Origin of the sequence: Georgenia phoenicis (assembly GCF_047302425.1) — a bacterium.
Classification (GTDB): Bacteria; Actinomycetota; Actinomycetes; order Actinomycetales; family Actinomycetaceae; genus Oceanitalea.
On the sequence record NZ_CP154855.1, the window covers coordinates 2,391,097 to 2,416,871 of the forward strand.

At 73.1% G+C, this 25,775-nt stretch carries 25 protein-coding genes; 6 read left to right on the forward strand and 19 right to left on the reverse strand.

Translation table 11 applies throughout. The features are described 5' to 3' along the window. Nucleotides 1–69: 69 nt before the first annotated feature. From AA0005_RS11365 to AA0005_RS11405, 9 genes are all read right to left on the reverse strand, one after another. Entirely contained in the window at nt 70–960 is an 891-nt protein-coding gene (locus AA0005_RS11365; RefSeq protein WP_413450283.1) for a neutral zinc metallopeptidase, read from the reverse strand. Nucleotides 961–1,155: 195 nt separating this feature from the next. After that, a complete protein-coding gene (locus AA0005_RS11370) occupies nt 1,156–1,491 on the reverse strand; it encodes a metal-sulfur cluster assembly factor (protein ID WP_413450284.1) in 336 nt (111 codons plus the stop codon). Then, a complete protein-coding gene (sufU, locus tag AA0005_RS11375; RefSeq protein ID WP_413450285.1) occupies nt 1,488–1,976 on the reverse strand; it encodes a Fe-S cluster assembly sulfur transfer protein SufU in 489 nt (162 codons plus the stop codon). Before sufU ends, AA0005_RS11370 begins: the two co-directional genes overlap by 4 nt. After that, complete coding sequence (locus tag AA0005_RS11380; RefSeq protein WP_413450286.1) at nt 1,969–3,279, reverse strand: cysteine desulfurase; 1,311 nt, start codon at nt 3,277–3,279, stop codon at nt 1,969–1,971. The genes sufU and AA0005_RS11380 overlap by 8 nt, the downstream gene beginning before the upstream one ends. A gap of 20 nt (nt 3,280–3,299) precedes the next feature. After that, a complete protein-coding gene (gene sufC / locus AA0005_RS11385; RefSeq protein ID WP_413450287.1) occupies nt 3,300–4,058 on the reverse strand; it encodes a Fe-S cluster assembly ATPase SufC in 759 nt (252 codons plus the stop codon). Nucleotides 4,059–4,088: 30 nt separating this feature from the next. Continuing rightward, on the reverse strand, nt 4,089–4,436 hold the full coding sequence (locus tag AA0005_RS11390) for a non-heme iron oxygenase ferredoxin subunit (RefSeq protein ID WP_413450288.1): 348 nt from the start codon (nt 4,434–4,436) through the stop codon (nt 4,089–4,091). Then, nucleotides 4,433–5,668: a Fe-S cluster assembly protein SufD gene (sufD, locus tag AA0005_RS11395; RefSeq protein WP_413450289.1), complete on the reverse strand. Its 1,236-nt coding sequence runs from the start codon at nt 5,666–5,668 to the stop codon at nt 4,433–4,435. Before sufD ends, AA0005_RS11390 begins: the two co-directional genes overlap by 4 nt. Beyond that, nucleotides 5,668–7,098, reverse strand: a complete 1,431-nt coding sequence (sufB, locus tag AA0005_RS11400; protein WP_413450290.1) for a Fe-S cluster assembly protein SufB — start codon at nt 7,096–7,098, stop codon at nt 5,668–5,670. The genes sufD and sufB overlap by 1 nt, the downstream gene beginning before the upstream one ends. Beyond that, a complete protein-coding gene (locus AA0005_RS11405; RefSeq protein WP_413450291.1) occupies nt 7,098–7,814 on the reverse strand; it encodes a helix-turn-helix transcriptional regulator in 717 nt (238 codons plus the stop codon). The genes sufB and AA0005_RS11405 overlap by 1 nt, the downstream gene beginning before the upstream one ends. A gap of 178 nt (nt 7,815–7,992) precedes the next feature. Here AA0005_RS11405 and AA0005_RS11410 point away from each other — a divergent pair, with 178 nt between their 5' ends. Both AA0005_RS11410 and AA0005_RS11415 read left to right on the forward strand, forming a co-directional pair. Continuing rightward, on the forward strand, nt 7,993–8,946 hold the full coding sequence (locus tag AA0005_RS11410; RefSeq protein WP_413450292.1) for an ABC transporter ATP-binding protein: 954 nt from the start codon (nt 7,993–7,995) through the stop codon (nt 8,944–8,946). Next, nucleotides 8,943–9,683, forward strand: coding sequence for an ABC transporter permease (locus tag AA0005_RS11415; protein WP_413450293.1), 741 nt, complete (start codon nt 8,943–8,945; stop codon nt 9,681–9,683). The genes AA0005_RS11410 and AA0005_RS11415 overlap by 4 nt, the downstream gene beginning before the upstream one ends. 2 nt (nt 9,684–9,685) lie before the next feature. Here AA0005_RS11415 and AA0005_RS11420 read toward each other — a convergent pair whose 3' ends face one another. After that, on the reverse strand, nt 9,686–10,060 hold the full coding sequence (locus AA0005_RS11420) for a DUF5997 family protein (RefSeq protein ID WP_413450294.1): 375 nt from the start codon (nt 10,058–10,060) through the stop codon (nt 9,686–9,688). A 64-nt stretch (nt 10,061–10,124) separates the two neighbouring features. Between AA0005_RS11420 and AA0005_RS11425 the strand changes: the two genes are divergently transcribed. After that, nucleotides 10,125–10,874 (forward strand): LysR family transcriptional regulator substrate-binding protein, encoded by a 750-nt coding sequence (locus AA0005_RS11425; RefSeq protein ID WP_413450295.1) that lies wholly within the window; start codon nt 10,125–10,127, stop codon nt 10,872–10,874. Nucleotides 10,875–11,026: 152 nt separating this feature from the next. Here AA0005_RS11425 and AA0005_RS11430 read toward each other — a convergent pair whose 3' ends face one another. Then, a complete protein-coding gene (locus AA0005_RS11430; protein WP_413450296.1) occupies nt 11,027–12,613 on the reverse strand; it encodes a S49 family peptidase in 1,587 nt (528 codons plus the stop codon). 92 nt (nt 12,614–12,705) lie between these two features. After that, a complete protein-coding gene (locus AA0005_RS11435; RefSeq protein ID WP_413450297.1) occupies nt 12,706–13,530 on the reverse strand; it encodes an SDR family NAD(P)-dependent oxidoreductase in 825 nt (274 codons plus the stop codon). Nucleotides 13,531–13,698: 168 nt separating this feature from the next. On the opposite strand from AA0005_RS11435, the gene AA0005_RS11440 reads away from it, so the two are divergent. Then, on the forward strand, nt 13,699–14,055 hold the full coding sequence (locus AA0005_RS11440) for a DoxX family protein (RefSeq protein ID WP_413450298.1): 357 nt from the start codon (nt 13,699–13,701) through the stop codon (nt 14,053–14,055). On the opposite strand, the gene AA0005_RS11445 is transcribed toward AA0005_RS11440, so the two are convergent. After that, nucleotides 14,052–14,429 (reverse strand): VOC family protein, encoded by a 378-nt coding sequence (locus AA0005_RS11445; RefSeq protein WP_413450299.1) that lies wholly within the window; start codon nt 14,427–14,429, stop codon nt 14,052–14,054. The two genes, AA0005_RS11440 and AA0005_RS11445, sit on opposite strands and share 4 nt — an antisense overlap. Nucleotides 14,430–14,555: 126 nt before the next feature. Here AA0005_RS11445 and AA0005_RS11450 point away from each other — a divergent pair, with 126 nt between their 5' ends. Continuing rightward, nucleotides 14,556–16,328: an alkaline phosphatase D family protein gene (locus AA0005_RS11450; protein WP_413450300.1), complete on the forward strand. Its 1,773-nt coding sequence runs from the start codon at nt 14,556–14,558 to the stop codon at nt 16,326–16,328. A gap of 3 nt (nt 16,329–16,331) precedes the next feature. Here AA0005_RS11450 and AA0005_RS11455 read toward each other — a convergent pair whose 3' ends face one another. From AA0005_RS11455 to AA0005_RS11480, 6 genes are read right to left on the reverse strand one after another with little or no spacing between them, the layout of a single operon-like run. After that, nucleotides 16,332–17,570 carry an alpha-hydroxy-acid oxidizing protein gene (locus AA0005_RS11455; protein ID WP_413450301.1) on the reverse strand — a complete coding sequence of 413 codons (1,239 nt, stop codon included), beginning with the start codon at nt 17,568–17,570 and terminating at the stop codon, nt 16,332–16,334. 35 nt (nt 17,571–17,605) lie between these two features. Then, nucleotides 17,606–18,436 carry a class II aldolase/adducin family protein gene (locus AA0005_RS11460; RefSeq protein ID WP_413450302.1) on the reverse strand — a complete coding sequence of 277 codons (831 nt, stop codon included), beginning with the start codon at nt 18,434–18,436 and terminating at the stop codon, nt 17,606–17,608. 13 nt (nt 18,437–18,449) lie between these two features. Further along, nucleotides 18,450–19,934: a rhamnulokinase gene (locus AA0005_RS11465; RefSeq protein ID WP_413450303.1), complete on the reverse strand. Its 1,485-nt coding sequence runs from the start codon at nt 19,932–19,934 to the stop codon at nt 18,450–18,452. Then, complete coding sequence (locus tag AA0005_RS11470) at nt 19,931–21,979, reverse strand: bifunctional aldolase/short-chain dehydrogenase (protein WP_413450304.1); 2,049 nt, start codon at nt 21,977–21,979, stop codon at nt 19,931–19,933. Before AA0005_RS11470 ends, AA0005_RS11465 begins: the two co-directional genes overlap by 4 nt. Before the next feature lie 37 nt (nt 21,980–22,016). After that, nucleotides 22,017–23,180: an L-rhamnose isomerase gene (gene rhaI / locus AA0005_RS11475; protein WP_413450305.1), complete on the reverse strand. Its 1,164-nt coding sequence runs from the start codon at nt 23,178–23,180 to the stop codon at nt 22,017–22,019. Further along, nucleotides 23,177–23,545, reverse strand: a complete 369-nt coding sequence (locus tag AA0005_RS11480; protein ID WP_413450306.1) for an L-rhamnose mutarotase — start codon at nt 23,543–23,545, stop codon at nt 23,177–23,179. Before AA0005_RS11480 ends, rhaI begins: the two co-directional genes overlap by 4 nt. A 191-nt stretch (nt 23,546–23,736) precedes the next feature. Here AA0005_RS11480 and AA0005_RS11485 point away from each other — a divergent pair, with 191 nt between their 5' ends. Beyond that, complete coding sequence (locus AA0005_RS11485; protein WP_413450307.1) at nt 23,737–25,770, forward strand: beta-galactosidase; 2,034 nt, start codon at nt 23,737–23,739, stop codon at nt 25,768–25,770. The last annotated feature ends 5 nt before the right edge of the window (nt 25,771–25,775 follow it).

Consider the following 25,775-nt stretch of genomic DNA (forward strand, 5'->3'; position numbering starts at 1 on the left):
GGCGACGACGGCCGCGCGGCGCCATCCAGTCTACGGCGGGCCCGCCACTCCTTTGCGGGGAGATGCGTCTCAGGGGGTCGCGACGGCGAAGGTGTCACACGCCTGCAGGCTGCCCTGCTCGTAGCCGGTGGTGAACCAGCGGGTGCGCTGCTCGGCCGAGCCGTGGGTCCACGTGTGCGGCTCGACGTCCCGGCCGCTCGTCTCCTGGATGCGGTCGTCGCCGACGGCGGCCGCGGCCTCGAGCGCGGAGGCGACCTCGTCGCGGGTGGGCTGCTGGAGGAAGGTCTCCCCGGAGTCCGGGTCGACGGTGCCGGCCGCCTGCCCGACGAACATGCCGGCGTAGCAGTCGGCCTGGAGCTCGGTGCGCACCGCGTCCCCGGTGGGGCCGGTGTCGGTGCGGTCGGCGGCGTCCATGATGCCGAGGGCGTGCTGGGCGTGGTGGCCCCACTCGTGGGCGACGATGTAGATCTGGGCGAGCGGCGCGTTGCGCGCGCCGAGCTGGGTCTCGAGCTGGTCGAAGAAGCCGAGGTCGAGGTACACCGAGGAGTCTGCGGGGCAGTAGAACGGCCCGACGGCGGCGGTCGCCGAGCCGCAGCCGGTGCCCACCGAGCCGGTGAAGATCTCGAAGCCCGGCATGGCGTACTGCTCCCCAACCTCGGCCATGGCGCCCTCCCAGTAGACGTCGAGGGCGTCGGCCGTGAGGACCATGCGGCACTCGGTGTGCTCGTTCGCGTCGGCGCCGGTCTGGCAGTGGCTGAGGTCGACGCCGCCCCCGCCGCCCGCCGTGTCGCTGCCGCCGCCGTCGAGCAGGCTGGCGGGGTTCTGCCCCGTGAGGAGCATGATCGCCAGGACGAGCAGCAGCCCGCCGCCGCCGATCCCGCCACCGATCGCCATGCCGCGCCGCCCGCCGGACGTACGCACTCGTCGTGAGTCCGCCCGGACTCCCTCGTTGAACGTCATGCCTCGATCTTGCGACGAGAGCCCTGTCCGCGCGCGGTGACCTCCCCGGTTCACCCCACCGGGACCTGTGCAGACCGGGGAGCTCGGAGGAGAACCGGGGAGGTCGGCGACAGAGACAGACGCCCAGAGCCGGACTCTCGGCGGAGAATCCGGCTCTCGGCGGTAAGTGCGCTGTCGGCGCTGTAGCGGGTGGGCTCAGACGTTGAAGCCGAGGGCTCGCAGCTGCTCGCGGCCATCGGGGGTGATCTTCTCCGGGCCCCACGGCGGCATCCAGACCCAGTTGATCCGCATGTCGTTGATGAGGCCGTCGAGCGCCTGGGCGGACTGGTCCTCGATGACGTCGGTCAGCGGGCAGGCCGCCGAGGTGAGCGTCATGTCGATGACGGCGTTGTTGTGCTGGTCCACGGTCACGCCGTAGACGAGCCCGAGGTCGACGACGTTGATGCCGAGCTCGGGGTCGATGACGTCGCGCATCGCCTCCTCGACGTCGGCAGCGGTCGTCGGGGACGGGTTGGTCGTGGTGTCACTCATCGTTCCTCCTCCAGTGTGGCGGGCGCGCTGGTCAGTGCGTGGGCAAGGGCGTCGCGCAGCGCCATCCACCCGAGCAGGGCGCACTTGATGCGCGCCGGGTACTTCGCCACCCCGGTGAACGCGCTCGCGTCCCCCAGCGTGTCCTGCTTCTCCTCCGGCAGCTCGACCCCGCGGCCGTGCATGAGCTCGCGGAAGGTCTCGTTGAGCGTGTCGACCTCGTGGACGGTGCGGCCGACGACGAGGTCGTTGAGCACCGACAGCGAGGCCTGGGAGATCGAGCAGCCCTGGCCGACCCAGCCGACCTCGTCGACCCGGGGGCCGCCGTCGTCGTGGGTGAGGCGCACCCGCAGGGTCACCTGGTCCCCGCAGGTGGGGTTCACCTGGAAGGACTCGGCGTCGTACGGGTCGAGCTCGCCCGCTCCGTGCCGCTCGCGCGAGTGGTCGAGGATGACCTGCTGGTAGAGCTGTTCCATCGGGTCAGCCATGATCGACTCCGAAGAAGTGACGCACCTTGCCGAGCTCCTCGACGAAGACGTCGATCTCCTGCTCGGTGGTGTAGATGGACGCGGACGCGCGGGCCGAGGCGTGCACCCCGAGCCGCTGGTGCGCCGGCTGGGCGCAGTGGTGGCCCACGCGGACGGCGACGCCCGCGTTGTCGAGCACCTGACCGACGTCGTGCGGGTGCACGCCGTCGACGGCGAAGGCGACGACGGCGAGCCGGTCGGCCGCGTCCTGCGGGCCGAGGACGCGCACGCCGGGCACCGAGGAGATGCCGGCGAGCAGCCGCTCGGTGAGCGTGTGCTCGTGGGCGGCGACGGCGTCCATCCCCAGCTCGGCGAGGTAGTCGACCGCGGCGCGCAGCCCCACGGTCTGGGACACCATCTGGGTGCCGGCCTCGAAGCGCTGCGGGGCGTCGGCGTAGGTGGTGCGCTCCATGGTGACGACCTGGACCATCGAGCCGCCGGTGAGGAAGGGCGGCATCGCGGCGAGCAGCTCGCGCTTGCCGTACAGGGCGCCGACGCCGGTGGGTCCGAGCATCTTGTGCCCGGACAGGACGGCGAAGTCGACGTCGAGCGCGCGGAAGTCCACCGGCAGGTGGGCCACGCTCTGGCAGGCGTCGAGCAGGACGAGTGCACCGGCCTCCCGGGCCCGGCGCACGACCTCGTCCACCGGGCTGATGGCGCCGGTGACGTTGGAGGCGTGCGTGAGGGCGACGAGCCGGGTGCGCTCCCCGATGACCTCGAAGGTCTCGGGGTCCAGGCGCCCGTCGTCGGTCAGGCCGATCCAGCGCAGGGTCGCGCCGGTGCGGGCGCACAGCTCCTGCCACGGGACGAGGTTCGCGTGGTGCTCCGCCTCGGTGACGACGATCTCGTCCCCGGGCCGCAGCGCGAAGAGCTCCTCCGCGCGGTCCCCGCCGCGGCCCAGCGAGGCGTTGGACATCGCGTAGGCCACGAGGTTGATGCCCTCGGTGGCGTTCTTCGTCCACACGATCTCGTCGGTGCCCACGCCGACGAAGGCGGCGAGGGCGGCCCGGGCCTGCTCGTAGGCCTCGGTGGCCTCCTCGGCGAGCTGGTGGGCGCCGCGGTGGACCGCGGCGTTGCGCTGCTCGTAGAAGTCCTGCTCGGCGTCGATGACGCACTGGGGCTTCTGGGAGGTGGCCGCCGAGTCGAGGTAGACCAGCGGGCGACCGCTACGGGTCGTCCTTCCCAGGATCGGGAAGTCGGCACGCACGGCCGCCAGCTCGGGCGCGCTCAGCGCGCCCGAGCCGGCGGTGACCGGTGCACTCATCTCTGTCCTTCCGGTGCGGCTCAGACCGCGGCCGTCACGTACTTGTCGTAGCCCTCGGCCTCGAGACGCTCGGCGAGCTCGGGGCCACCCTCCTCGGCCACGCGCCCGTTGACGAAGACGTGGACGAAGTCGGGCTTGATGTACTGCAGCACCCGCGTGTAGTGGGTGATGAGGAGGAAGCCGGCGTCGGTCTCGCCGTGGACGCGGTTGACGCCCTCGGCGACGATGCGCAGCGCGTCGACGTCGAGGCCGGAGTCGGTCTCGTCGAGGACGGCGAACTTCGGGCGCAGGAGCTCCATCTGGAGGATTTCGTGGCGCTTCTTCTCACCACCGGAGAAGCCGGAGTTGACGTCGCGCTGGGCGAAGACCGGGTCCATCTTCAGCTTGTCCATGGCCGCGTTGACGTCCTTGACCCAGGTCCGCAGGGCGGGGGCCTCGCCGTCGATGGCGGTCTTGGCGGTGCGCAGGAAGTTGGAGACGGTGACGCCGGGGACCTCGACCGGGTACTGCATGGCGAGGAACAGGCCCGCGCGGGCCCGCTCGTCGACGCTCATCTCGAGGACGTCCTCGCCGTCCAGGAGGATCTCGCCGTCGGTGACCTCGTACTTGGGGTGGCCGGCGATGGCGTAGGCGAGGGTCGACTTGCCGGAGCCGTTGGGGCCCATGATGGCCTGGATCTCACCGCTCTTGATGGTGAGGGTCGCGCCCTTGAGGATCTGCTTCGGGCCGTCGTTGGTCTCGACGTTGACGTGGAGGTTCTTGATCTCAAGCGTGGACATTGCTGTTCTCTTCCTTCAAGTTTCGGCAGGTCAGGCGGTGGCTGCGACGGTCGTGGTGACGTCGACGAGCACGGAGTCGCCCTCGACGGAGACGGGGTAGACGGGCACGGGCTGGGTGGCCGGCAGGCTCAGCGGCTTGCCGGTGCGCAGGTCGAAGCTGGAGCCGTGGAGCCAGCACTCGATCGCGCCGTCCTCCACCTCCCCGTCCGAGAGGCTCACCTGGCCGTGGGAGCAGGTGTCGGAGATGGCGTGGTACTGCCCGTCGTTGTCGCGGACGACCGAGACCGGCACGGGCCGGCCGTCGGCGTCCTCGATCTCCACGCGCATCGCCTCACCGGGCTCGAGGTCCCCGGTGTCGCACACGTACTGGGCGCTCATGCGGTGGCGTGCTCCATCGTGCGGTCGAGCTCGGCCTCGATGGCCTCCATGAGGCGCTCGGAGACGAGCGGGACGCCGATCTGCGCGATGAGCTCGGCGAAGAAGCCGCGGACGACGAGACGGCGGGCCTCGGCCTCCGGGACGCCGCGCGAGCGCAGGTAGAACAGCTGCTCGTCGTCGAAGCGACCGGTGGCGCTGGCGTGGCCGGCGCCCTCGATCTCACCGGTCTCGATCTCGAGGTTCGGCACGGAGTCCGCGCGCGAGCCCTCGGTGAGGACGAGGTTGCGGTTGAGCTCGTAGGTGTCGGTGCCCTCGGCGGCCGCCCGGATGAGGACGTCGCCGATCCACACGGAGTGGGCGTCCTTCCCCTGCAGCGCCCCCTTGTAGGTGACCCGCGAGACGCAGTTCGGCGCGACGTGGTCGACGAAGAGGCGGTGCTCCTGGTGCTGGCCGGCGTCGGTGAAGTACAGGCCGAGCATCTCGACGTTCCCGCCGGGCGAGCTGAGCGCAGCGTCGGGGGTGACGCGCACGACGTCGCCGCCGAGGGTGACGACGATGTGCTTGAGGTTGGCGTCCTGGCCGAGGCGGGAGCGGTGCGCGGACAGGTGGAGCGCGCCGTCCTCCCAGTCCTGGATGCTCACGAGCGTGAGGCGGGCGTTGTCCGCGAGGTCGATCTCGACCGTCTGGGCGAGGTTCGCGGTGCCGCGGTGGTCGAGGACGACGATCGCCTCGCTGCTCTCCTCGGAGCGCACGAGCACGTGCTGGGCCGCGACGCCGTCGGCGCCGGTCCCGTTGACCGTGACCATCGTGTGGCCGCCGGCCGCGTGGTTCTTCGGGACGGTGACGACGAGCGCCTCGGTGAAGGAGGCCCAAGCGGCGGCCGCGGTGCGGTCGCCGGGGGCGCCGACCTGGCCGAGGCGGGAGTCCTCGCGGCCCACGCGCTCGACGGTGACGCCGTCGGCGGCCTCGACGGTGACGTCCGGGGCCGCGCCGGTGAGCTTGTCGGCGAAGAAGCGCTGGAGTCGGTCGACGGGCGTGAAGCGCCAGTCCTCCTCGCGCCCGGTGGGCACGGGGAAGTCGGACAGCTCGAAGGAGGTGGCGCGGTCGGCGCGGGAGGCCTCCGGGACGGTGCCGCCGCCGTGGGTGTGGGCGGCGTCCGTCTGGGCGCGGGAGTGGTCGGTCTTCATCTGGTTGTCAGTCGTCCCCTTGGTCGTGTCGGTCGTCGCGGTCATCAGCCCACCGCCCCTTCCATCTGCAGCTCGATGAGGCGGTTGAGCTCGAGGGCGTACTCCATCGGCAGCTCACGCGCGATCGGCTCGACGAAGCCGCGGACGATCATCGCCATCGCCTCGGGCTCCTCCATGCCGCGCGACATGAGGTAGAAGAGCTGGTCGGCGCTCACCTTGGAGACGGTGGCCTCGTGGCCCATCTCGACGTCGTCGACGCGGACGTCGACGTACGGGTAGGTGTCCGAGCGCGAGATGAGATCGACGAGCAGCGCGTCGCACAGCACCGTGGACTTCGAGTGCGTGGCGCCCTCGAGGACCTGGACCAGGCCGCGGTAGGAGGCGCGGCCACCGCCACGGGCCACGGACTTGGACACGATCGACGACGACGTGTTCGGCGCCATGTGGACCATCTTCGAGCCGGTGTCCTGGTGCTGGCCCTCGCCGGCGAAGGCGATGGAGAGGGTCTCGCCCTTGGCGTGCTCGCCCATGAGGTAGACGGCCGGGTACTTCATCGTCACCTTGGAGCCGATGTTCCCGTCGATCCACTCCATGGTGCCGCCCTGCTCGACGGTCGCCCGCTTGGTGACGAGGTTGTAGACGTTGTTCGACCAGTTCTGGATCGTCGTGTAGCGGACGCGGGCGTCCTTCTTGACGATGATCTCGACGACGGCGGAGTGCAGCGAGTCGCTCTGGTAGATCGGGGCGGTGCAGCCCTCGACGTAGTGCACGTAGGAGCCCTCGTCGGCGATGATCAGCGTCCGCTCGAACTGGCCCATGTTCTCGGTGTTGATGCGGAAGTAGGCCTGGAGCGGGATCTCGACGTGGACGCCCTTGGGGACGTAGACGAAGGAGCCGCCGGACCACACCGCGGTGTTGAGCGCGGCGAACTTGTTGTCACCGGAGGGGATGACGGTCCCGAAGTACTCCTCGAAGATCTCCGGGTGCTCCTTCAGCGCGGTGTCGGTGTCGAGGAAGATGACACCCTGCGCCTCGAGGTCCTCGCGGATCTGGTGGTAGACGACCTCGGACTCGTACTGGGCGGCGACGCCCGCGACGAGGCGCTGCTTCTCGGCCTCCGGGATGCCCAGGCGGTCGTAGGTGTTCTTGATGTCCTCGGGCAGGTCCTCCCAGCTGGTGGCCTGCTTCTCGGTCGAGCGCACGAAGTACTTGATGTTGTCGAAGTCGATGTCCGAGAGGTCGGCGCCCCAGTTCGGCATCGGCTTCTTGTCGAAGAGGTTGAGCGCGCGGACGCGGCGCTTGAGCATCCACTCCGGCTCGTCCTTCAGCTCGGAGATGTTGCGCACGACGTCCTCGCTCAGGCCACGCCGGGCGGTCGCGCCGGCGTCGTCCTTGTCGTGCCACCCGAACCGGTAGTTCCCAATCGAGGCGATCGTCTCGTCCTGGGTCATGGGGGTGTCGGTCGTACTCGTCATCAGTTTCCTTCCGTGTCGTCACCGTGCGGTGACGGGGTGGTGCTCGGCCGGCCGGTGGGGACAGTCGTGGGGATGTGGGTCGTGCAGACGTGCTCGCCGCCGGCAAGCGTAGCCAGCCGCTGGACGTGGACCCCGAGCAGGCGCGAGAAGGCGCGCGTCTCGGCGTCGCAGAGCTGGTGGTAGGACTCGGCGACGGCCAGGACCGGGCAGTTGCCCTGGCACAGCTGGACGGCGAGCCCCTGCGGACCCACCGAGCGCACGGTCGCCGCGTAGCCGTCCTGGGTGAGGGCGCCGGCCAGCGCGCGGGCGCGGTCGGCGACGTCCTCCCCCGCGGCCGCGACGACGGGCGCGTAGCGCTCCTCCAGGCCGCTGACCCGCTCGTTGGCGAAGTGGTCGACGGCGTCGGGCCCGGCGACCTCGCCGATGAAGCGCAGCGCCTGGGTGGCGAGATCGGAGTAGGCCTGCGAGAGGCCGGCGCGCCCGGCCTCGGTGGCGACGTAGTAGCGGGCGGGACGTCCGCGACGGCGCTGCCCGGGGCCGGCGGGCTCGTGCACGACGATGCGCTCGTCGCGCTCGAGGGCGGCGATGTGGCGGCGGACGCCGGCCGGGGTGAGGCTGAGGAGGCGGGCGAGCTCGGCCGCGCTGACGGGCCCGTGCTCGACGACGAGACGAAGGACGCGGTCCTGCGTCGCTGACTCGACGCTGGTCTCGCTCACGGCTCACTCCTCCTTCTCGGGTGGGTGGGGTGTACGCGCAGGGCGCGCCGTCACATATAGGGAACAGTGTCGTTGCTGAAATGCTTCCCGACAAGGAAGGCATACCTCACCGTGGCCCGTCTCACGCCCCTCCGGCGGGCGGCCGGAGGGCCCGGAGCGCGCGGTTAGGCTGGGGCGCGTGCCCACGGACTCCCCCGCCCTCCTCGTCGACGGCCTGCGCAAGCGCTACGGCGACCGGGACGTCGTCTCCGGGTTGAGCCTGCGGGCCGCGCGCGGTGAGCTCACCGCCGTCCTCGGGCCCAACGGGGCGGGCAAGACGACGACGATCGAGTGCTGCGAGGGCCTGCGCCGCCCCGACGGCGGACGGGTCGAGGTGCTGGGGCTGGACCGGTCGCGGCCGGAGCACGACGCCGAGCTGCGTCGCCGGGTGGGGGTCATGCTCCAGGAGGGCGGGCTGCCCATGGCGCCGCGCGCCGGTGCGGTGCTGCGGCACGTCGCCGCCCTCCACGACCGGCCCGACGCCGCCGGCCCGCTCCTCGAGCGGCTCGGGCTGTCGGCGGTGGCCCGCACGCGGGTGCGTCACCTCTCCGGCGGGCAGCGCCAGCGCCTGGCCCTGGCCTGCGCGATCGTCGGCGAGCCGGAGCTCGTGTTCCTCGACGAGCCGACGGCGGGGCTCGACCCCCAGGCCCGCCTCGCCGTGTGGGACCTCGTCCGTGAGCTCCGGGAGGCCGGGACCTCGATGGTCCTCACCACCCACCTCATGTCGGAGGTCGAGGAGCTGGCCGACCACGTCGTCGTCGTCGACCGGGGTGCCGCCGTCGCCGCCGGCCGGCCGGCCGAGCTGCGTGGCGATCCTCACGTGCGCATCACTCCCCCGCCGGGCGTGTCGCCCGACGCCCTCGCGGCCGACCTCGGCCCGGTGCTGGCGAGCCGCCCGGGACTGGACGCGTGCGCGGAGGCAGGCAACGTCGTCGTCAGCGGTGCCGGGCTCGACGCGTCCGTCCTCGCGATCGTCGCCCGGGCACTCGCCGACACCGGCCACGGGGCCGCCGAGGTCGCGCTGACCCGGCCCACCCTCGAGGACGCCTTCCTCTCCCTCACCGGCCGCGACCTGCGGGTGGACGCGGCGTGAGCGCGAGCAGCCGCCGGGTGCTCGCGCAGACCCGGTTCGAGACCTTCGCCGTCCTGCGCAACGGGGAGCAGCTCCTGCTCACCCTGCTGCTGCCCGCGATCGCGCTCGTCGCGCTCGCGAGCACCGACCTCGTCCCGCTGCCCGGCCCGCGCGCGCACGCGGCGCTCGGCAGCGCCCTTGCGATGGCGGTGGCCTCCTCCTTCACCTCCCAGGCGATCGCCGTCGCCTTCGACCGGCGGTGGGGCGTGCTGCGCATGCTCGCGACGACGCCGCTCGGGCCGCGGGGACTGCTCGCGGGCAAGCTCGGGGCAGTGCTCGTCGTCCTCGTCGTCCAGACGGTGCTGCTCGGCGGCATCGGGCTGGCGGTGGGCTGGCGGCCCGACGGGCTCGACGTCGTCCAAGTGCTCGGCGCCGCGGCGCTCATGGTGCTGGGCACGGCGGTGTTCGTCACCTTCGCCCTGCTCGTGGGCGGGACGCTGCGGCCCGAGGCGGTGCTCGCCGTCGCGAACCTGCTCTTCGTCCTCATGGTCGTGGGCGGCGGGCTCGTGCTGCCGCTCGACACCCTGCCCTCCGCCGTCGCCGCGGTCCTCGCGTTCCTGCCACCGGGCGCGCTCGGCGAGGGGCTGCGGACGCTGCTGACCGAAGGGACGGTCGACGTCGTCGCGCTGGTCGTGCTGGCCGCGTGGGCGGTGCTGGGCAGCGTGCTCGCCACCCGCGCCTTCCGCTGGGACGCCTGAGCTCAGCCTTGCTCGGCGGCGCGGCGCTCCTTGAGGCGGGCCTCCTCGGCGCGGACCCGGTTGAGGGTGACGCGCTCCTCGTTGAGCCACGTGGGCGGCTCGTCGAGAAGGGCCTTGATCTCGTCGGTGGTCGGCGGCTCGGTGACGCCGGCGCGGGCCAGGCCGGACGTGGACACCCCGAGGCGGCGGGCGACCTCCTGGCGCGGGTGCGGGCCGTTGCGGCGCAGCTCCTTGAGCCACTCCGGCGGGTCGGCCTGCAGCGCGTTGAGCTCGTCGCGGGAGATGTCGTTCTCCTGGAACTCAGGAGGGGTCGCGGAGAGCAGCACCCCGAGCTTGCGAGCGGCGGTCAGGGGCTTGAGCATCTGCGGCTTGGCCATGGCTCCAGGGTATCGGCCGATAGTCTCGGGTCCGCGCCACCCACCCCGACCCCGAGGAGCTGCCATGGCCGAGCCCTTCCGCGTCGGCTTCGCGCCCGGCGTCAGCCCGGGCAAGTGGTTCACGAGGTGGGAGCAGCGGCTGCCCGACTCCCCGCTCGCGCCCCGACTCGTCGAGGAGGAGGACCAGCGCCGGCTGCTGACGGAGGGCGAGCTCGACATGTGCTTCGTCCGCCTCCCGATCGACCGTGAGGGCCTCCATCTCATCCCGCTCTACGAGGAGCAGCCGGTCGTCGTGGCCGCGAAGGACCACCCGGTGACGGCCTTCGACGAGGTGGACGTCACCGACCTCGCCGCCGAGCACCTTCTGCAGGACGCCGCGGCCTGCCCGGAGTGGGTCGCCGTCGCCGACGAGGTGCGCGAGGGCCGGCGGGTGGAGCCGCCGCCGATGACGGTGGCCCAGGCGGTCGAGGTCGCGGCGAGCGGCGCGGGGATCGTCGTCCTGCCGATGTCCGTGGCGCGGCTCCACCAGCGCAAGGACGTACGCGCCGTCCCGGTCACCGGGGTGGCGACGACGCAGGTGGGTCTGGCCTGGCGGGTGGACGACGACGACCCGCGGGTGGAGACCTTCGTCGGGATCGTCCGCGGGCGCACCGAGCGCAGCTCGCGCCAGCCCGACGCCCGGCCGGCTCGCGACGACGCCCGGCCCGCCGGGGACGGGAAGCAGGCCGGGCCGGTGCGGGGGCGCGGGCCGAGCGGCCCCCGCCGCCGGGGCCGGGGGAACGCGGGTCCGCGGCGCGGCCGCCCGCGCAGCTGAAACCGCCGGCGCGGGTCGCGGCCGTCGGACCGCTGCCGGTGATCTGCGCACAAGTCGGCAACACGCGGCCGACACGCCGGGACACCTGACGATCAACGGCGCCTCCGGCGGACTCGTGCGCAGATCAGCGTCAGCCGCACGGCGGGTCAGCGTCAGCGGATACGGACCTGGCGGTCGAACCAGGTGAGGACCTTCTCGGTGCCGAAGGGCCACAGCGCCTCGGCAGCGGCACCACGGGCGAAGGTCGGGATGCCGGGCAGCGGCGGGCCGGTGGGGACGGTGCGCACGGGTGCGTCCTCGCCCAGGCCGGCGAGCCGGCGAGCCGCGGCGATGCCCTCGTGGAGGTGGCCGAGCTCGTCGACGAGGCCGATGCCCAGCGCGTCGTGCCCGCTCCAGATGCGCCCGCGCCCGATCTCGTCGACCCGCTCGCGCTCCAGGCCCCGCCCGGTGGCCACGCGCTCGACGAAGCGCGCGTAGACCTCCGCCATCATCTTCTCGGCCCACGCGCGCTGCTCCGCCGAGAACGGCCGGTGGGGGCTGGCGAAGAGCGCCGCCTCCCGGCCGACGGTCTCCGGGTTGAGCCCGTGGCGCTCGTCCAGGTCGGCGAGCACCGGCTTGCCGACGACGACGCCGATGCTCCCGGTGATCGTGTACGGGTCGGCGACAACGTGGTCGGCCTGCGCCAGCACGTAGTACCCGCCCGAGGCCGCAACCTCGCCCATGACGGCGACGACCGGCTTGGTGGAGCGCGCGACGGCGCGGCACACGACGTCCGAGGCGAGCGCGGAGCCGCCCGGGGAGTCGACGTACAGGACGACGGCCTTGACGTGCTCCTCCCGCTCGGCCCGGCGCAGCGCCGCCACGACGGTCTCCGAGCCGGCGGTGGGCCCGGGGCCCACGGGCAGCGGCGGCGTGGCCCGCGAGCGCCCCGAGACGATCGGCCCGACGACGGGCACGACCGCCACCGAGTCGGCCTTGCGCGCCCGCCGGCGGGCGTAGAGGTCGGGGAGGAGCAGCTCGACGGTCCGCGGCCAGTGCTGGTCGACGACGGTGACGAGCTCGTCGTCGTAGGCGATGCGGGTGACGAGACCGGCGTCGAGGAGCTCCTGGGCACTGGTGAGCGGACTGTCGAGCACGCCGGCCTCGGCCCCGACCCCGGCCAGCCAGCTGGCCTCGGCCGACTCGAGGTAGGCGCCGAGCTGCTCGCGCTCGTGCTCGTCCATCCGGTCCGCGGAGAAGCGGGTGAGCGCGGACTTGTACTCACGGATGCGGAGGTTCTCGAAGCTGATCCCGTGCCGCGCGAGGAAGGCGCCGAGGAAGACCTGCTCGGCGGCGAAGCCCGGCAGGGAGACCTCCGCCGACTCCGGGACGACGATCTCGCTGAGCCCGGCGGTGACGAGCAGGCTGCGCATCGACACCTGTGGCGTGTAGCCGACCACCCGCGTGCGCTCCGCGAGCCGCCCGAGGGCCGCACCGAGCGCTCGCGCGGTGCTCAGCCCGACCGGCAGGTCCCCCACCCGCACGAGCACCCCGCGCAGCCAGTCGGCGGCGGCGAGCCGCTCGAGGCGCTCGGTCAGCCCCTCGAAGGTCTCGTCCCGCTGGACGAGGGCCTGCAGTCCGCCGGCGGGCGCGTGCACCGGGTAGGGGCCGTGGAGGTCGAGGACCACCCAGTCCGGGGCGGCGTCGGTGCCGGCCTCCCGGCCGAGGGCGAGGCGGAGCTTCTCCGGGATGAGGGCCATGCGCCACCCTAACCGCGGCCCGTGACACAGGTCACCAGCCCGGGCGTGCGAGAGGGGCGGGCGCCGCCACGGCACCCGCCCCTCTCTCGGTCTCAGGCCTTGCTCGGCGCCATGCTCTTGAGCATCGCGCCCATCTTCTTCGTCACCATCTCCGTCGTGCGCCGCGGCATGAGCCGCGAGAGGAGGTCGATCATCCGGGCGTCGCTGCCGACGGTGGCGCGGTAGGCGCCCTTCTCGACGGCGGCGATGATCTGGCGGGCGGCGTCCTGCGCCGTCGTCGTCTTCATCGCCCCGTCCGCCTCGGAGGCGTCACGCGCCCCGCCGACCCCGGAGTTGGCGCTGATGTTCGTCGCGATGGCACCGGGGAAGACGATGGTGACGGCCACGGGCGTGCCGAGGAGCTCGGCGTACAGGCCCTCGGTGAAGAGCTTGACGGCGGCCTTGCTCGCGCCGTACACCGACTGGCCGGGGACCGGGGACAGGCCGCCCATGCTGCCGACGTTGAGGAGGCTCGCGGCGGGCCGCTGCAGGAGGTACGGCACGAAGGTCTTGCACATGTTGACCACGCCCGAGAAGTTCACCGCCATGACCTTCTCGATGTCCTCGTAGGACAGGTCCTTGACCGGCACGAAGGGCTGGATGATGCCCGCGACGTTGAGGACGCCGTCGACCTGGCCGTGGGCGGTGAGGACCGCCTGGGGAAGCGCCTCGACGGCGGCACGGTCGGCGAGGTCGACGACGTGCGTCGTGAGGCGGGGGCCGGTGTTGCCCGCGAGCGCCACCGTCTGGGCGAGGGCCGCGTCGCTGACGTCGACGGCGGCCACCCCGGCCCCGCGCGCCAGCAGGTCGAGGACGACGGCGCGTCCGATGCCGTTGCCGCCCCCGGTGACGACGAACACCTTGCCGGCGATCTCCATGCTTCCTCCACTCGTGGCCCCTCCGGGCCCCTCGGTGCCGGTGTCTCCCGGCTGCCTCCATCGTGCCGGGACGATTTGCCCGGAACGCGGGCCCATGGTCCTGGTGGCGCGAGACCGGCGCCACATTTCCCAGGACGCAGCCACCCGCCGTCGGGCACGATCGGACGCGTGGAGACCGCCCGGACCGTCCTCGCCGCCGGCACCTGCGTGCTGCTGCTCGTCGCCGCGCTCAGCAAGGTGACCGGGCAGCAGGCGATGCGGGACATGGCCGCGCACCTGTCGGTCGCGTGGCCGCGCTACCGGGCCATCGGCTTCCTCGAGCTCGCCGCGGTGGCGGGGATCGTCGCCGGACTGCTGTGGTGGCCGTGGCTGGGGGTCGCGGCGGGCGGCGGCGTCGTGCTGCTCATGGTGGGCGCGGTCGCGTTCCACGCGCGCGCGAAGGACCCGCTTGCCGCGATGGGACCGGCCCTCGCCGTGCTCGCACTCGCCGCCGGCTACACCGCGACGAGCCTGCTCACGGCCTAGGCGTTCTCCCAGAGGCCCACGACGTTGCCCTCGGAGTCCCTGAAGTACGCCGCGAAGCCCATGTCCCCCACCGGCGTGCGCCCCTCGACGACCTGCCCGCCGTGTGACTCCACGCGGGCGAGGTCGGCGTCGATGTCGGTGCTCGCCAGCACGATGACCGTGGCGGTGTTCGTGCCACCGCGGGCCGTCATGCCACCGCCGATGAACCCGGGCTCACCGGGCATGCCGTCCGCCCCCGCGGGCCCGGTCTGCACCCCGACGTAGTCGAGCTCGGGCATCTCCTCGACGTCCCAGTGGAAGACGTCGCTGTAGAAGCGCTTGGCCCGCGCCCTGTCGTCGAAGGGGATCTCGAAGTGGACCACTCGACCAGTCATGACGACCTCCACGCCGCGGGGCCGGCACCGGCGCCGGCGCTGACGTGACCGATCGTAGGACTCGGCGCCCACGCCGTACAGGCCCGAACGCCCGCGCCCGCGGCCGCGCACGGGGACACTGCTCCCATGACAGCCGAGCTGGTGCTGGGTCCCATGGTCCGCCGCGTCGAGGCGGGGACGGCCGCCGTGTGGGTGGAGACCGCCCGGGCGGCCACGGTCACCGTCCGCCTGCCCGACGACGGCGCCACGTGGTCGGCCCGCACCTTCGCCGTCCACGGGCACCACTACGCCCTCGTCGAGGTGGACGGTCTGCGTCCGGGAACGCGGGTCCCGTACGAGGTGCTCGTGGACGACGGCGTGTGCTGGCCGCCCGCGGACGCCGCGTTCCCGGCGAGCACCCTGACCGGACGCGCGGACACGGCGCCGGTGCGCCTCGGCTTCGGCTCGTGCCGCACCAGCGTCCCCCACGACGACGTCCACCACCTCAGCCACGGGGTCGACGCGCTGCGCACCTACGCGCTCGCGCTCGCGCAGGGGGAGACCGGCCCGCTGGGCACGGGCCCGGACCTGCTCCTCCTGCTGGGCGACCAGGTCTACGCGGACGCGACGTCGGCGGCGATGCGCGAGTTCATCGCCGCCCGCCGCGACATCACCGAGGAGCCGGGCGACGAGCTCGCCGACTTCGAGGAGTACGCCCACCTGTACCGGCTGGCGTGGGGCGAGCCGGCGCTGCGGTGGCTGCTGTCGTGGCTGCCCTCCCTCATGATCTTCGACGACCACGACATCCGCGACGACTGGAACACCTCGGCCACCTGGCGCCGCCAGATGGAGGAGACGAGCTGGTGGCACGGGCGGATCGTGGCCGGCCTCGGCTCCTACTGGGTCTACCAGCACCTGGGCAACCTCTCAGTGGCCGAGCGCGCGGCCGACCCGCTGTGGGCGGAGCTGCAGCGGCGCCAGCAGGCCTCCCCGGGCACCGAGGTGGACCTCACCGACGCGGTCGACGCCTTCGCCGACCGCGCCGACCGGGAGCCCCGCAGCTACCGGTGGAGCTACACCCACCCGCTGGGCCGGTCGCGGCTCGTCGTCGTCGACTCCCGGGCGGCGCGCGAGCTCGACCCAGGCCACCGGTCCATGCTCGACGACGACGAGATGGCCTGGCTGGACGAGCAGCTCACTGGAGACGTCGAGCACCTCCTCGTGGCGACCTCCCTGCCCTTCCTCCTGCCGATGGGGCTGCACCACATCGAGGCGCTGGACGAGGTGGTGGCGCAGGGGCGGCTCGGTGGGCGCCTCGCCCGGGCCGGGGAGTGGCTGCGCCAGGAGCTCGACCTCGAGCACTGGGCCGCCTTCGGCGACGCGTTCTCCGCGGTGGCCCGCATGGTCACCGAGGTGGCCGACGGGCGGCGCGGCGCCCCGCCCGCCTCGGTGCTCTTCCTCTCCGGCGACGTCCACTTCTCCTACGTCACCGAGGTGGACCGCCGCAGCGGCTCGCGGATGCTCCAGCTCGTGTGCTCCCCCATCCGCAACCCGCTCCCCCGCGCGCTGCGGGCCTTCGCCGCGCTCGGCTCGCACGCCGCCCGACCGGTCGGCTCGCTGCTCTACCGGTGGGCGCGCGTGCCCGAGCCGCCGTGGCGCTGGCACGGGATCGCCGGGCCGTGGTTCGACAACAACCTCGCCGTCCTCGAGATCGACGGCGAGCAGCTGCGCACCGTGTGGCTCGGCGGGCGGGCGGTCGGCGCGCCGGAGGGGCGCCCGGACCTCACCGTCGTCGCCGACCTCGCCCTCGACGTGCCGCCCGCCGGGACGGCGCACCGCCGGCCGCTCGCCCGGGTGCACCCGGACGGGCGGCGCGGCCTGCTGGCCCGGCTGCGGCGGTGCACCGGGCGCCGCCGCTGAGCCCTAGGGGCGCGGCCGCGGGACCAGTCGCTGGAGCTGGGTGACGTGCTGGGGCCCGAGCTCCTCGAGGGTGGTGACCTGGAGGAGCTTCATCGTGCGGCGGACCTGGTCGGCGAGGATCGCGATGGCCCGGTCCACGCCCTGGCGCCCGCCGGCCATGAGCCCGTAGAGGTAGGCGCGCCCGATGAAGGTGAAGCGGGCCCCCAGGGCGACGGCGGCGACGATGTCGGCGCCGTTCATGATGCCGGTGTCGATCGTGACCTCGAGGTCGCTGCCGACCTCGCGGACCACCTCGGGCAGAAGGTGGAAGGGAACGGGGGCGCGGTCGAGCTGGCGCCCGCCGTGGTTGGACAGCACGATGCCGTCCAACCCGAGGTCGGCGAGCCGCTTGGCGTCGGCGACCGTCTGCACCCCCTTGACGACGATCGTGCCGGGCCACATGCCCCGGATGGTGGCGAGGTCCTCGTAGTTGATCGAGGGATCCATCGCCGAGTCGAGCAGCTCACCGACGGTGCCGCCGGTGGAGGACAGGGAGGCGAACTCGAGCTTGGGCGTGGTGAGGAAGTCGACCCACCACCACGGCCGGGGCACCGCGTTGGCGACCGTGCGCACGGTCAGCTGCGGCGGGATCGAGAAGCCGTTGCGGGTGTCGCGCAGCCGCGCCCCGGCCACCGGGGTGTCCACGGTGAAGAACAGCGTGTCGAAGCCCGCGGCCGCGGCGCGCTCGACGAGCCCGTAGGAGATCTCGCGCTGCTTCATGACGTAGAGCTGGAACCAGTTGCGCCCGTGGGGGTTGGCCGCCTTGACGTCCTCGATCGACGTCGTGCCCAGCGTGGAGAGCGTGAAGGGGATGCCCGCCGCGCCGGCCGCCCCCGCGCCGGCGACCTCACCGGCGGTGTGCATGAGCCGCGTGAAGCCGGTGGGCGCGATCCCGAAGGGCAGGGCCGAGGGGCCGCCGAAGATCGTCGTGCTCGTGTCCACCCGCGAGACGTCGCGCAGGATCGAGGGGTGGAACTCCACGTCCTGGAAGGCCTGCCGCGCCCGGGCGAGGGACAGCTCGCCCTCCGCGGCGCCGTCGGTGTAGTCGAAGGCGGCCGCCGGGGTGCGCCGCTTGGCGATCGCCCGCAGGTCCTCGATCGTCAGCGCCGCGTCCAGCCGCCGCTTGCGCGCGTCGAGACTGGGCCGCTTGAACTGCACCAGCTCGAGCACCTCGCGCGGGTTGGGGACCTGACGCTTGACCATGAAGACGACCTCCTCGACGTGACTGCGTGCAGACTCTACGGCCGGACCCACGGAGAGCTGACATCGAAGGCCGTGGCGACATCCGCCGTCTCCGCGGGGGTCAGCCCCTCGGCGCGGCCACCGGCCACGATGTCCATGTACTCGTAGCGCGCGCCGGTCTCGGCGTAGTCGATGCGGTCGACGGCGCGGGTCACCAAGTCGTCCGAGCGCGCCATGACCCCGTGCTTGCTCCACAGCACGATCTCGTGCCGGCGCAGTCCGGCGACGTTCGCCGCCATGAGCTGGTCCGAGCCGGGCACCATGAAGTCGAGCACGCCCACCCCCTCGGGCAGCGCGACGACCGACTCCGGCTCCCAGCGCAGGATGCGCCCGTTGAGCGCGGCGTCGTCGCGGTAGGCCGGGATGTGGCTGAGGTAGGTGAGGTGCGGCGGCTGCGCGTGGACGACGGCGTGGAAGAGCAGCCCGCGCCGCGCCACGTGGTCCTCGTGCACCGCGAGGTGGGAGTTGAGCTCGCTGGTCAGCGCGGCGAACAGCCGCCGCGGTGAGCTGTGCAGGGTGCCGGTGAGCCCGCCCTCGTGGACCCGCAGCGCGCCGACGTTCGCCAGCGGGTCCCCGGCGATCTGCCGCAGCCGTCGCCCGGAGCCGGTGACGAGCACGGTGCCGCCGGCCAGCGACGGCGCCGCGAGCGGGAGGGTGACCTCCTCCTGGACCGGGAAGCGGTGGCGCAGCTCGACGTCCCAGCCCAGGTACGCGGAGATGTTCCCGGCGCCGGCCTCGCTGGCGTCGATCTCGCTGATGCGTGAGCCGGCCTCGCCCATGCTGGCGAGGAGGGCGTCGAGCTCCGGGAGCGGTTCGCGCACGGGCATGGTGGCTCCTTGGTCAGTGCTGGTGGGTCGGGGACAGGTGCTGATCGGCGGCCTGCCAGGCCGCAGGATCGCCGGCGGGCCGGTAGCGGCGGGTGGCCGTGGAGGCGGCGACGACCTCGCGCAGGGCGGCCAGGCCGGTGGGCAGCTCACCGCTCGCCTGCGCCTGGACGAGCAGGTTGCCCACGGCGGTGCCCTCGGCCGGCCCGGCGACGACCGGTAGGCCGGTCGCGTCGGCGGTGAGCTGGCACAGCAGCTCGTTGCGCGCCCCGCCGCCGACGACGTGGACGACGTCGACCTCCCGCCCGGCCAGCGCGCCGGCCTGGCGTACGGCGCGGCGGTAGGCGAGGGCGAGGGAGTCGAGGATGCACCGGGCGGCCTGCGCCGGGCCGCGGGGCGCCTCCTGGCCGGCGCGCCGGGCGGCCGCCGCCAGCCGCGCGGGCATGTCGCCCGGCGGCAGGAAGGTGGGGTCGTCGAGGTCGACGACGCAGCCCAGGGCGGGCTCGGCGCGGGCGGCGGCGAGCAGCTCGGGCAGGTCGAGGTCCTGTCCCTCCTCGCGCCAGGCGCGCAGGCACTCCTGGAGCACCCACAGGCCCGTGACGTTGCGCAGGTAGCGCACCGTCCCGTCCACGCCCAGCTCGTTGGTGAAGTTCGCGGTGCGGCTGGCCGCCGTGAGCACCGGCCCGGGCAGCTCGAGGCCCACGAGGGACCACGTGCCCGAGGAGATGTAGGCGGCCCGCGGCGAGCCCATCGGCACGCCCGCAACCGCCGAAGCGGTGTCGTGCGAGCCGACGGTGACGAGCCGTGCCTCCCCCACCCCGAGCTCCGGGCGCAGCCGCCCGACGGCGGTCCCCGGCTCCACGAGGCGGGGCAGCAGCCCGGCCACGTCGCTGCCGGTGAGCGCGGCGAGGCCTGATACGACGTCGTCGGACCACTGCCGGGTGCGCACGTCGACCAGCCCGGTGGTCGAGGCGTTGGTGACCTCGGCGACGAACGCACCGGAGAGCCAGTGCCCCAGGAGGTCGGGCAGCAGGAGCAGCGCCCGTGCCGCGGAGAGCTGCGCGCTGCCGGCCGCCGCGGCGAGCTGGAAGATCGTGTTGAAGGGCTGGACCTGCAGGCCGGTGCGAGCGTAGAGCCACTCGGCCGGCAGGTGCGCGAAGACCCGCTCCGGTACGCCGGCGGTCCGCGCGTCCCGGTAGTGGACGGGGTTGCCCACCAGCGCCCCGTCCGCGTCGAGCAGCCCGTAGTCCACCGCCCACGAGTCGATGCCCACCGAGGTGAGCGGGCCGTGTTCGCGCACCGCCGTCCGCAGCCCCGCGAGGACCTCCCGGTACAGGCCCAGGACGTCGGTGTGGAGCACCTCCCGCTCCCCCGCCGGCACGCCGACCGGCGCGTTGGGGAAGCGGGTGACTTCGGTGGTCTCCAGCCGGCCGCCCTCGAGGCGCCCGACGATGACCCGGCCGCTCGAGGCACCGAGGTCGACGGCGGCGTACACGCTCACCGGAGGAAGGCGGCGGCGACCCCGGAGTCGACCGGGATGTGCAGGCCGGTGGTCTGGGTGAGGTCGGGGCCGGTGAGGGCGAGGACGGCGGCGGCGACGTGCTCGGGGAGCACCTCGCGCTTGAGGAGCGTGCGGCCCGCGTAGTACTTGCCGAGCTCCTCCTCCGGCACCCCGTAGACAGCGGCGCGCTTGGCACCCCAGCCGCCGGCGAAGATGCCCGAGCCGCGGACGACGCCGTCGGGGTTGACGCCGTTGACCCGGATCCCGTGCTCCCCGAGCTCGGCGGCGAGCAGCCGCACCTGGTGGGCCTGGTCGGCCTTGGCGGCGCCGTAGGCGACGTTGTTGGGGCCGGCGAACAGGGAGTTCTTCGAGGCGATGTAGACGATGTCCCCGCCCATGCCCTGGGCGATCATCGCGCGGGCCGCCTCGCGGGCGACGAGGAAGGAGCCGCGGGCCATGACGTCGTGCTGGAGGTCCCAGTCCGCCGTCGTCGTCTCGAGCAGCGGCTTGGAGATCGACAGACCGGCGTTGTTGACGACGAGGTCGACGCCCCCGAAGGCGAGGTTCGCGGCCGCCACGAGCGCCGCGACGGCGTCCTCGTCGGTGACGTCGCCGCCGACGGCGACGGCCCGGTCGGGGCCGCCGAGCGCCTGCGCCACCTCCTCGGCGCCCTCGAGGTTGCGGTCGGCGACGACGACGCACGCGCCCTCCGCCGCGAGCCGCTTGGCGATCGCCTTGCCGATGCCCGACGCCGCGCCGGTGACGAGCGCGACCCGGGTGGCGAGCGTCTTGGGCTTGGGCATCCGCTGGAGCTTGGCCTCCTCCAGCGCCCAGTACTCGATGCGGAACTTCTCCGACTCGTCGATCGGGGTGTAGGTGGAGATCGCCTCGGCCCCGCGCATGACGTTGATCGCGTTGACGTAGAACTCCCCCGCGACGCGGGCGGTCTGCTTGTCCTTCCCGAAGGAGAACATCCCCACGCCGGGCACGAGGACGATCGCCGGGTCGGCGCCGCGCATCGCCGGCGAGTCCGGCTCGGCGTTGCGCTCGTAGTAGGCGGCGTAGTCCTCGCGGTAGGCGGCGTGCAGCTCGCGCAGGCGCGCGACGGCGTCCTCGAGCGGCACGTCGGCGGGCAGGTCGAGGACGAGCGGCTTGACCTTGGTCCGCAGGAAGTGGTCGGGGCAGGAGGTGCCCAGCTCGGCCAGCGCGGCCAGCTTCTCGCGGGAGAGGAAGTCGAGGACGACGGCGGAGTCGGTCACGTGGCCCACCTGCGGGCGGTCCGTGCTCGCCAGGCCCCGGATGACGGGGGCGAGGGCGGCCGCGCGGGCGCGGCGGGCGTCGTCGGGCAGCGGCTCGCGGCCGGGGACGACGGCGCCGAAGGGGTGCCTGCCCTCGGCCGCGAGCCGCTCGGTGCGCTCGGCGATGAAGGCCTCGGCCGTGCGGATGATCTCGAGGGAGTTCGCCTCGCTCTCCTCACTCGTCGCGCCCCACGCGGTGATCCCGTGGCCGCCGAGGACGCAGCCGATCGCCTGCGGGTTGGCCCGCTGGACGGCGGCGATGTCGAGGCCGAGCTGGAAGCCGGGACGGCGCCACGGCACCCACACGACGCGGTCGCCGAAGCACTCGCGGGTGAGCGCCTCGCCGTCGGCGGCGGTGGCGAGCGCGATCCCGGAGTCGGGGTGGAGGTGGTCGACGTGGGGCATCTCGACCAGGCCGTGCATGGCGGTGTCGATGCTCGGGGCGGCTCCGCCCCTGCCGTGGAGGCAGTAGTCGAAGGCGGCGACCATCTCATCCTCGCGCTCGACGCCGGGGTAGACGTCGACGAGGGCGCGCAGGCGGTCCAGGCGCAGGACGGCCAGGCCCGCCTCGGTGAGGGTGCCGAGGTCGCCCCCGGAGCCCTTGACCCAGCACAGCTCGACCGGGCGGCCGGTCACGGGATCGGTCGCGGTGCCCTTGGCGGAGGTGTTGCCGCCGGCGTAGTTCGTGTTGCGGGGGTCGGCGCCGAGCCGGTTGGAACGGGCGATGAGGTCGGACGGGGTGCTCAACAGAATCTCCGTGATGTGTATCGAGGGGAAGAGTGGGTCAGGCGCCCCAGCCGGCCTGGGTGCCGCCGACGCGCTCGGCGGCGATCCGCTCGAGGTAGCCGCTGGCGGCGAAGGTGGCCAGGGGGTCCTCGGGCAGGCCGCGCTCGGCGCGCCACTGCGCGAGGCGGGGGCGGACGTCGGTCCAGAAGGCGTCCATGAGGACGCCGTGGGCCGTGAGGACATCCTGGGCGGCCTGCGCCTCGGCGAGGGCGGCGTGGTCCACCTGCAGCGCCTTGAGCACGGCCTCCTGGACGTTGAGGACCGAGCGGATCTGGCCGGGGATCTTCGCCTCGATGTTGTGGCACTGGTCGAGCATGAAGGCCACCGGCGACCCGGCGCCCAGCCCGCCGCCGCGGAGGACCTCGACGACGATCCGGAAGAGCTGGAAGGGGTCGGCCGCCCCGACGATGAGGTCGTCGTCGGCGTAGAAGCGGGAGTTGAAGTCGAAGGAGCCGAGCTTCCCCAGCCGCAGCAGCTGCATGACGATGAACTCGATGTTCGTGCCCGGTGCGTGGTGCCCGGTGTCGAGGCACACGACGGCACGCTCCCCGAGCGCGGCGACCTGGGCGTAGGCGGTGCCCCAGTCCGGCACGTCGGTGTGGTAGAACGCCGGCTCGAAGAACTTGTACTCGAGGACGAGGCGCTGGTCCTCGCCGATCTGGTCGTAGATCTCGGCGAGGGACTCCGCGAGGGCGTCCTGGCGGCCGCGCAGGTCGTCCTGGCCGGGGTAGTTCGTGCCGTCGGCCAGCCAGATCTTCAGGTCCCGGGAGCCGGTGGCGGCCATGACCTCGAGGCACTGCAGGTGGTGGTCGATCGCCTTGCGGCGGGCCTTCTCGTCGCGGGCGGCGAGGGAGCCGAACTTGAAGTCCTCGTCCTGGAAGGTGTTGGAGTTGATCGTGCCCAGGCGCATGCCGAGGTCCTCGGCGTAGCGGCGCAGGTGCCCGTAGTCCTCCACGGTGTCCCAGGGGATGTGGAGGGCCACCGTGGGCGAGCCACCGGTGTGGCGGTGCACCTGGGCGGCGTCGGCGATCTTCTCGTAGGGGTCGCGCGGCACCCCCGGCTGGGGGAAGACCTTGAAGCGCGTGCCGGAGTTCGCGAAGGCCCACGAGGGCAGCTCGATCTCCAGCTCACCCAGGGTGGTGAGGGCGTCGGTGGCGGTCACGAGTGCGCTCCTTGGGTCGTCGGGGTCACCGGCAGGCCGTTGGCCCGCAGCTGGTCCTCGAGGGAGAAGACCTCCTCGAGCACGGTGAAGGTGCGGTCGGGGCTGGCGTCGCTGACGAAGAACTCCGACATCTCGGCCTGCCACCGGGCGTTGACCTCGGTGGCGGCCATCGCGTCCTGGGCCGCCTCGTAGTCCTCGGTCTCCAGGTACCCGACGAGCACGCCGTCCGGCGAGAGGTGGAGGGAGTAGTTGCGCCACCCGCTGTCGCGCAGGGCCTCGAGCATCTCCGGCCACACCGCGGCATGGCGCTCGCGGTACTCGGCCAGGCGGTCCGGCCGGACCTTCGATATCAAGCAGACACGCATCGTCGCGCCTCCGGTCCTCGGGCGGGCAGGGTCCCCCGCTATGAATCGTTTCATCACACCCTAGAGCGGCCCCTTTTGGCTGTCAACGCTCCGGGCCGCCATTCGGGCCGTTGTCGTGAATCGTTTCACGCCGAGAGGTCACCCCGGCTAGCATCGGGGGTTTCCGTACCCTCCCCCGGAAGGTGAGAGACGTGACCGACCCTGTGCCCGCCCCCAGGACAACGCCCCCGAACGACGGCTGGCCCACCGGCGTCGTCGGCCTCGGCTACGGCGGCGACTACAACCCCGAGCAGTGGCCGGTGGCCACCCAGCTCGAGGACGTCGAGCTCATGCGGGAGGCGGGGGTCAACCTCGTGTCGGTCGCGATCTTCTCCTGGGCGACGATCGAGCCGCGCGAGGGCGAGTACGACTTCGGCTGGCTCGACGACGTCCTCGACCGGCTCCACGCCGCGGGGATCCGGGTCGCCCTGGCGACGGCGACCGCCTCCCCGCCGCCGTGGCTCACCGCCCGCCACCCCGAGATCCTCCCGCGGCTGGCCGACGGCACCGTGCTGTCCCAGGGCGGGCGGCAGGCCTACGCCGTGACGCACCCGCTCTTCCGGAAGTACGCGACGGGCATGGCGGCGCGGATGGCGCAGCGCTACGCGGACCACCCGGCGCTGGCCCTGTGGCACATCGACAACGAGATCGGCTGCCACGTGCCCCGGGACTACTCCGAGGCCGCCGCCGAGGCCTTCCGCGAGTGGCTGCGGGTGCGCTACGGCACGGTGGAGGCCCTCAACGAGGCGTGGGGCACCGCGTTCTGGTCCCAGCGCTACGGCGACTTCGCCGACGTCCAGCCCCCGCGGGTAGCACCCACCTACCCCAACCCCACCCAGCAGCTCGACTTCGACCGCTTCTCCTCCGACGCGATGCTCGACTACTACCGCGACCTGCGCGACACCCTGCGGACCTTCACCCCGCACGTGCCGATGACGACGAACTTCATGACGACGACGTCGATGAAGGGGATCGACTACTTCCGCTGGGCGCAGGAGGTCGACGTCGTCGCCACCGACCACTACACCGGGGCGGACGACCCGGAGCGGGAGATCGAGCTCGCGCTCTCCGCCGACCTCACCCGCGGCGTGGCCGGCGGCCGGCCGTGGATCCTCATGGAGCACTCCACCTCCGCGGTCAACTGGCAGCCGCGCAACCGGCCCAAGGGCCCGGGTGAGATGCTGCGCAACTCCCTCGCGCACGTCGCGCGGGGCGCGGACTCGGTGATGTTCTTCCAGTGGCGCCAGTCGGTGGCCGGCGCCGAGAAGTACCACTCGGCGATGGTGCCCCACGCCGGGACGGACTCCGAGGTGTGGCAGGGCACCGTCGGCCTGGGTCAGGCCCTGCGCGCCCTCGCGGAGGTGCGCGGCTCGCGCGTGCGCGCCGAGGCCGCCATCGTCTTCGACTACGAGGCGTGGTGGGCCGTGGAGCTGGATTCCCACCCGAGCGTCGACGTCACCTACATGGACCGCATCAAGGCCTACTACCGCGAGCTGTGGCGGCGCGGGGTCACGGTGGACGTCGTCCACCCGGGCGCCGACCTGTCCGGCTACCGCCTCGTCGTCGTGCCCACGCTGCACCTCGTGCGCGACGAGCACGCCGCGTCCCTCGCGCGGGCGGCCGAGGCGGGGGCGACCGTCGTCGTCACCTACTTCTCCGGCATCGTCGACGAGCACGACCACGTCCGCCTCGGCGGGTACCCGGGTGCCTTCCGGGAGCTCCTCGGGGTGCGGACGGAGGAGTTCGCGCCGCTGCTCGCCGGGGAGCGCTTCGCCCTCGACGACGGCACGTCGGTGAGCGTGTGGACCGAGAAGCTCCGCCTCGCCGGGGCGACGGCGGTCCGCACCCTGGCGGAGGGACCGCTCGCCGGCACCCCTGCACTGACCCGCCGTGCCGTTGGCTCCGGTGCGGCCTGGTACGAGGCCGCACGCCTCGACGACGTGGCCCTCGGCCGCCTCGTCGACGCCCTCCTCGAGGAGTCGGGCGTGCGCCCCGCCGCCGACGCGCCCGCCGGGGTCGAGGTCGTGCGCCGCCACGGGCCCGAGGCGAGCTACCTCTTCGTCCTCAACCACACCGGCGCCGAGCAGCGCGTGTCCGCGAGCGGGACCGACCTGCTCAGCGGGACCACCCACGAGGGCGAGGTACCCGTGCCGGCGTGGGGCGCCGTCGTCGTCCGCGAGATCTGACGGGG

Bases quoted from the DNA above. Each gene is read 5' to 3' on its own strand.
- AA0005_RS11365 (WP_413450283.1), bottom strand. From the start codon at position 960: ATGACGTTCAACGAGGGAGTCCGGGCGGACTCACGACGAGTGCGTACG.
- AA0005_RS11370 (WP_413450284.1), bottom strand. From the start codon at position 1,491: ATGAGTGACACCACGACCAACCCGTCCCCGACGACCGCTGCCGACGTC.
- sufU (WP_413450285.1), bottom strand. From the start codon at position 1,976: ATGGCTGACCCGATGGAACAGCTCTACCAGCAGGTCATCCTCGACCAC.
- AA0005_RS11380 (WP_413450286.1), bottom strand. From the start codon at position 3,279: ATGAGTGCACCGGTCACCGCCGGCTCGGGCGCGCTGAGCGCGCCCGAG.
- sufC (WP_413450287.1), bottom strand. From the start codon at position 4,058: ATGTCCACGCTTGAGATCAAGAACCTCCACGTCAACGTCGAGACCAAC.
- AA0005_RS11390 (WP_413450288.1), bottom strand. From the start codon at position 4,436: ATGAGCGCCCAGTACGTGTGCGACACCGGGGACCTCGAGCCCGGTGAG.
- sufD (WP_413450289.1), bottom strand. From the start codon at position 5,668: ATGACCGCGACGACCGACACGACCAAGGGGACGACTGACAACCAGATG.
- sufB (WP_413450290.1), bottom strand. From the start codon at position 7,098: ATGACGAGTACGACCGACACCCCCATGACCCAGGACGAGACGATCGCC.
- AA0005_RS11420 (WP_413450294.1), bottom strand. From the start codon at position 10,060: ATGGCCAAGCCGCAGATGCTCAAGCCCCTGACCGCCGCTCGCAAGCTC.
- AA0005_RS11425 (WP_413450295.1), top strand. From the start codon at position 10,125: ATGGCCGAGCCCTTCCGCGTCGGCTTCGCGCCCGGCGTCAGCCCGGGC.
- AA0005_RS11430 (WP_413450296.1), bottom strand. From the start codon at position 12,613: ATGGCCCTCATCCCGGAGAAGCTCCGCCTCGCCCTCGGCCGGGAGGCC.
- AA0005_RS11435 (WP_413450297.1), bottom strand. From the start codon at position 13,530: ATGGAGATCGCCGGCAAGGTGTTCGTCGTCACCGGGGGCGGCAACGGC.
- AA0005_RS11445 (WP_413450299.1), bottom strand. From the start codon at position 14,429: ATGACTGGTCGAGTGGTCCACTTCGAGATCCCCTTCGACGACAGGGCG.
- AA0005_RS11450 (WP_413450300.1), top strand. From the start codon at position 14,556: ATGACAGCCGAGCTGGTGCTGGGTCCCATGGTCCGCCGCGTCGAGGCG.
- AA0005_RS11455 (WP_413450301.1), bottom strand. From the start codon at position 17,570: ATGGTCAAGCGTCAGGTCCCCAACCCGCGCGAGGTGCTCGAGCTGGTG.
- AA0005_RS11460 (WP_413450302.1), bottom strand. From the start codon at position 18,436: ATGCCCGTGCGCGAACCGCTCCCGGAGCTCGACGCCCTCCTCGCCAGC.
- AA0005_RS11480 (WP_413450306.1), bottom strand. From the start codon at position 23,545: ATGCGTGTCTGCTTGATATCGAAGGTCCGGCCGGACCGCCTGGCCGAG.